At 73.2% G+C, this 5,268-nt stretch carries 5 protein-coding genes and 1 pseudogene; 5 read left to right on the top strand and 1 reads right to left on the bottom strand.

What is annotated here, in order from left to right; genetic code table 11:
* Positions 1–5 precede the first annotated feature (5 nt).
* Entirely contained in the window at positions 6–1,175 is a 1,170-nt protein-coding gene (locus tag HW577_RS20215; protein WP_332837771.1) for a thiamine pyrophosphate-binding protein, read from the bottom strand.
* Positions 1,176–1,255: 80 nt separating this feature from the next.
* On the opposite strand from HW577_RS20215, the gene iolG reads away from it, so the two are divergent.
* The 5 genes and pseudogenes from iolG to HW577_RS20240 form a co-directional block, all read left to right on the top strand.
* Positions 1,256–2,254, top strand: coding sequence for an inositol 2-dehydrogenase (gene iolG / locus HW577_RS20220; protein ID WP_198377930.1), 999 nt, complete (start codon positions 1,256–1,258; stop codon positions 2,252–2,254).
* Positions 2,251–3,033 carry an SDR family oxidoreductase gene (locus HW577_RS20225; RefSeq protein WP_198377931.1) on the top strand — a complete coding sequence of 261 codons (783 nt, stop codon included), beginning with the start codon at positions 2,251–2,253 and terminating at the stop codon, positions 3,031–3,033. The genes iolG and HW577_RS20225 overlap by 4 nt, the downstream gene beginning before the upstream one ends.
* Complete coding sequence (locus HW577_RS20230) at positions 3,030–3,806, top strand: inositol monophosphatase family protein (RefSeq protein WP_198377932.1); 777 nt, start codon at positions 3,030–3,032, stop codon at positions 3,804–3,806. Before HW577_RS20225 ends, HW577_RS20230 begins: the two co-directional genes overlap by 4 nt.
* Positions 3,807–3,887: 81 nt before the next feature.
* On the top strand, positions 3,888–4,916 hold the full coding sequence (locus HW577_RS20235) for an ABC transporter substrate-binding protein (RefSeq protein ID WP_198377933.1): 1,029 nt from the start codon (positions 3,888–3,890) through the stop codon (positions 4,914–4,916).
* A 7-nt stretch (positions 4,917–4,923) separates the two neighbouring features.
* A pseudogene (locus tag HW577_RS20240) lies at positions 4,924–5,268 on the top strand (iron ABC transporter permease); the annotation flags it as partial.

Raw genomic sequence — 5,268 nt, forward strand, 5'->3', positions numbered from 1 at the left:
GGAGTTCAGCCGAGTGCCCTTCCGATCTTCAGCCGCGCGACGGTCGCGTGCCAGCGCGCGGTCGCGGCCTCGGCGCGCCGTGTCCAGGCGGCGGGTGCCTGCCAGCCGCCGAGGGCGCCGGTCAGCGCGACCAACCCCCGCGCGGCATCGGCGACCAGGGGCAGCGCATCATGCTTCGCCGCGTCGAAGCCGGCGACGTTCAGCCCGACGAGCCGCGCCTGCGGAAACAGCGCGCGCGAGCCGGTGGTGAAATCCTGCAGCCGCGTACCGATGGCGAGCACCAGATCCGCCGCTTCCGCCAGCGCATTGGCTGAGGCCGCACCGGTCACGCCGATCGCGCCCGCATTGCGCGGATGGTCCCAGGGCAGGCTGCCCTTGCCGGCCTGGGTTTCCGCCACCGGCACGCCATGCGCGGTGGCGAATTCGGCGAGCGCGGCTTCCGCGCCGGCATACTTCACCCCGCCGCCGGCGATGATGAGCGGCCGCTTCGCGCGCGACAGCGCCGCAGCGGCCTCGGCCAGGTCGCGCGCATCGGGCTCCGGCGCGCGGATGCGGTGCAGGCGGGGTGCGAAGAAGTCCTCCGGCACGTCCAGCGCCTCGGTCTGCACATCCTGGGGGAAGGCGATGGTGGCCGGGCCGCATTCCGCCGGGTCGGTCAGCACGCGCACGGCGGCGGGCAGCGACGCGAGGATCTGCTCGGGCCGCGCGATGCGGTCGAAGAAGCGGGAGACGGGGCGGAAGCAATCGTTGGCCGAGACGGTCGGATCGCCGAACGGTTCCACCTGCTGCAGCACAGGGTCCGGCCCGCGCCCGGCAAACACGTCGCCGGGCAGAAACAGCACGGGCAGGCGGTTCACATGCGCGACGGCGGCCGCCGTCACCATGTTCGTCGCCCCCGGCCCGATCGAGGTGGTGCAGGCCATCATCCGCCGCCGCCCATGCGTCTTGGCATAGGCGATGGCGGCATGGGCCATGGCCTGCTCGTTGTGCGCGCGGAAGGTGGGCAGGCGCTTGCCGGCGGCCTGCAGGGGCGGGCCGAGCCCCGCGACATTGCCATGGCCGAAGATGGCGAAGACGCCGCCGAACAACGGCACGGCCCTGCCGGCGACCTCCGTCCGTTGCGCGGCGAGGAAGCGGATGGTGGCCTCGGCCGCGGTGAGGCGGATGGTCCCCATGGCGTTTCCCCTGCTGCGTTGACGGCGGGGCGATGTTGCGGATGGATGGCGGCGGCCGCAAGCGGGGCCGGAGGAAACGCATGCTTGTCTTCGCGCAATTCGGGGCCGGCCGGATCGGCGCCATCCATGCCGGGAACCTTTCCGCGAGCGGGGCGGCGCGGCTGAAGCACATCGTCGACGTGAACGGGCCGGCCGCCGCGGCGCTGGCCGCGAAGCACGGGGCGCTTGTGTCCGATACCGCGTCGGCACTCGCGGACCCGGAGGTGGGCGCGGTCATCATCGCCTCCTCCACCGACACGCATGCGGAGCTCGTCATCGCGGCGGCGAAGGCCGGCAAGGCGATCTTCTGCGAGAAGCCGATCGACCTTGCCCTGCCGCGCGTCGATGCCGCGCTGGCGGCCGTGCGCGCGGCTGGCGTGCCGATGCTGGTCGGTTTCAACCGGCGCTTCGATCCGTCCTTCGCCGAGCTGCATCGCCGCATCGGCGCGGGGGCGATCGGCGCGGTGGAGCAGGTGGTCGTCACCAGCCGCGACCCTGGCCTGCCGCCAATCGAGTACCTGAAGGTGTCCGGCGGCCAGTTCCGCGACATGACGATCCACGATTTCGACATGGCACGCTGGCTGCTCGGCGAGGAGCCCACCGAGGTCTTCGCCTGGGGGGCCGCGCTGGTGGATCCGGCCGTCGCCGCGGCGGGCGACATCGATTCCTGCATGGTGCTGCTGCGCTGTGCGTCGGGCCGCATGGCGCACATCAACAATTCTCGCCGTGCCGCCTATGGCTACGACCAGCGGATCGAGGTGCATGGCAGCCTCGGCCGGCTGATGGCGGGCAACCGCGTGGCCACCACGGTCGAGCAGGCGGATGCGCAGGCGGTCAGCGGCGAGAAGCCGCTGCACTTCTTCCTCGAACGCTATGCCGAAGCCTACCGCATCGAGCTCGCCGCCTTCATCGATGCGGTGGCGCGCGGCACGCCGATGCCTGTCGGTGCCGAGGATGGCCGCCAGGCGCTGGTGCTGGCTGAGGCCGCGTTGCGATCGCTGCGGGAGAACCGCCCCGTGCAGCTTGCCGAGGTCGCATGAGCGCGCTCCCGCCCGTCTCGCTCAGGGGGCGCGTGCTGCTGGTCACCGGCGGCACGCAGGGCATCGGGGAGGGCATCGCGCGCGCGGCGGCCGAAGCGGGCGCGGCGGGCATCTGCATCACCGGGCGCGACGCGGCGCGCGGGCGGGCGGTGGCAGATTCGCTCGGCGTGCCCGCCTGCTTCGTCGCGGCGGACCTCGCGGATGCCGCGGCGACCGCGCGCATCGTCGAACATGCCGAAGCCGCGCTTGGCCCGGTCGATGGGCTGGTGAACGCGGCGGGACTGACGGATCGCGGCACGCTGCTCGACACGCCGGTCGAACTCTGGGACAGGCTCTTCGCGGTGAACGCGCGCGCGCCCTTCATCCTGACGCAGGCGGTCGCGCGGCGGCTGACGGCGCTCGGGCGCCCGGGCGCCGTGGTGAACATCATCACCATGTCGAGCCATGGCGGGCAGCCATTCCTCACCGCCTATTCCTCGTCCAAGGGCGCGCTCGCGACCTTCACCAGGAACAGCGCGAATGGGCTGCGGCGGTCGCGCATCCGGGTCAACGGCATCAACATCGGCTGGGCCGACACGCCGGGCGAGCACGCGATCCAGGCGCGCGACGGCCGGCCGCCCGATTGGCTGGACCAGGCCGAGCCCGCGCAGCCCTTCGGCCGGCTGATCCGCCCGCGCGACGTGGCGGGGCTCGCCGTCTACCTGCTCTCGGACGCCGCCGAGATGATGACCGGCGCGCTGATCGACTTCGACCAGAACGTGATGGGCACCTACGAATGACCGACCTTCCCCGCCGCCGCGACGCCGCCGCCGCCATCGCCGTGGAGGCCGCGGCACTCGCCGCCCGGCTGCGCGCCGAAGGGGGCGGCGTCGCCAGCCTCAAGGGTGCGCAGGACTTCATCACGGAAGCCGATGGCGCGACGGAACGCTTCATCCGCGACCGCCTCGCGCGCGACTTCCCTGGCGAGGCGATCCTGGGCGAGGAGATGGGCGGTGCCGCGGACGGCACCGGCCCGCTCTGGGTGCTCGACCCGATCGACGGCACCTCGAACTTCGCGCGCGGGGGGGATCGCTGGTGCGTCTCGATCGGCCTGGTGATGGGCGGCCGCGCGGTCGCGGGCGCCATCGCCCGCCACGCGCCGGCGGAAATCTTCGCCGCTGCGGAAGGCCATGGCGCGACGCTGAACGGCGCGCCGATCCGTGCCGCGCCCACCACCGATATAGGCCGCGCCATCATCGAATGCGGCTGGTCGCTGCGCGTGCCGATCGCGCGCTTCCACCGCATGTCGGAAGCGGTGATGGCGGCCGGCGCCGGGCTGCGCAGTGGCGGGTCGGGCGCGCTGGGCCTTGTGGAGGCGGCGGCCGGGCGGCTCGATGCCTATCTCGAACTGCACATCAATGCCTGGGACGCAGCGGCCGCGATCGTCATCGCGCGGGAGGCCGGCTGCTGGACGAACGGCTTCGACGGCGGGGACTGGCTCGCCTCCGGCAATCCGGTCGGCGTCGGCGCGCCGGCGCTCGGCGCGCGGCTCGCCGCGCTGCTGGAGGCTTGAACCCCCGCGCGCGCCGGGGCCTAATCGCGCGAACACGCAACGGACCGTGGCGCCAAGCCCGGCCATCGGAGGATCCACGTCATGGCGCTGCGCCGCGCAATCGCCCTTTCCCTGCTCGCCGCCGCCGCGCTGCTGCCCGGCGCCGCGCGCGCACAGGGCAACCTGACCGTCTATTGCTCGGTGCAGGAGGAATGGTGCCGCCCCATGATGGCTGCCTTCGAGCGCGCCACCGGCATCCGCGTCGCCATGACGCGCAAATCCTCCGGCGAGACGCTGACGCAGATCCGCGCCGAGGCATCGAACCCGCGCGGCGATGTCTGGTGGGGCGGCACCGGCGACCCGCATGTGCAGGCGGCGGAAGAGAACCTGACCGAGGAATACCGTTCGCCGCGCTTGTCGGAACTGCAGCCCTGGGCGGTGCGCCAGGCGGAACAGGCGCGCTTCCGCACCGTCGGCATCTATGCCGGCGCGCTGGGGTATTCCTTCAACCAGCGGGAGCTTGAACGCCGGCGGATCGCCGCGCCGCGCTGCTGGGCCGACATCGCGCGCCCCGAATTCCGCGGCGAGGTGCAGGTGGCCGACCCCAACACCTCGGGCACCTCCTACACCATGCTCGCGACGCTCGTGCAACTGATGGGGGAGGAGCCAGCCTTCACCTACCTCCGCGCGCTGCATCGCAACGTGAACCAGTACACCCGCTCCGGCGCCGCGCCCGCGCGCGCGGCCGCGACGGGCGAGACGCTGGTCGGCATCACCTTCCTGCACGACGCCGTCACACAGAAGTTGAACGGCGCGCCGGTGACGATCGTCGCCCCCTGCGAGGGCACGGGCTACGAGATCGGCTCGATGTCCATCATCCGCGGCGCGCGGAACATGGAAAATGCCCGCCGCTTCTACGACTGGGCGCTGAGCGCGGAGGCACAGGCCATCGCCGCCACCGCGAATTCCTTCCAGCTGCCGTCCAACCGCGCCGCGCCCATCCCGCCCGAGGCCCCGCGCTTCGAGGATGTGCGCCTGATCGACTACGACTTCGCCCGCTGGGGCACCGCCGCCGAGCGCACACGCCTGCTGCAGCGCTGGGAGAGGGAAGTGCGCGCCGCCGCGCGCTGACCGCCCCGTGTCGGCACTGACGCTCGGCCGGCTCGCGCTGGCCGCGGCCCTTCTCGGCCTGCTGGTCGCGCCCTGGCACGGGCTCGAAGGCGGGTTCGGCGCCTGGCCGGGCGGCGATGCGGCACCGCTCGCCGTGCTGCTGCTGGACGGGTCGCGCTGGTGGCTGTGGCCCGTGGCGGCGTTGCTCGCGTTGGCCGCCGCGCCGCTGCTGGCCGGGCGCGCCGCGGGCGGGATGGTGGCGGGCGCCGGGCTTGCGATCGTGGCGCTCGTCTTCCTCCAGGGTCAGGCGGTCGGCATGCGCGGGCTCGCATGGCCCGTGCTCGCGCCGCTGCTCGGCGCGGCGGGGCCGCAG

Origin of the sequence: Neoroseomonas rubea, from assembly GCF_016106015.1 — a bacterium.
Lineage (GTDB): Bacteria > Pseudomonadota > Alphaproteobacteria > Acetobacterales > Acetobacteraceae > Neoroseomonas > Neoroseomonas rubea.

Excerpts from the sequence above, each read along its gene's own strand:
- iolG (WP_198377930.1), top strand. The coding sequence starts at position 1,256 with ATGCTTGTCTTCGCGCAATTCGGGGCCGGCCGGATCGGCGCCATCCAT.
- HW577_RS20215 (WP_332837771.1), bottom strand. The coding sequence starts at position 1,175 with ATGGGGACCATCCGCCTCACCGCGGCCGAGGCCACCATCCGCTTCCTC.
- HW577_RS20225 (WP_198377931.1), top strand. The coding sequence starts at position 2,251 with ATGAGCGCGCTCCCGCCCGTCTCGCTCAGGGGGCGCGTGCTGCTGGTC.
- HW577_RS20230 (WP_198377932.1), top strand. The coding sequence starts at position 3,030 with ATGACCGACCTTCCCCGCCGCCGCGACGCCGCCGCCGCCATCGCCGTG.
- HW577_RS20235 (WP_198377933.1), top strand. The coding sequence starts at position 3,888 with ATGGCGCTGCGCCGCGCAATCGCCCTTTCCCTGCTCGCCGCCGCCGCG.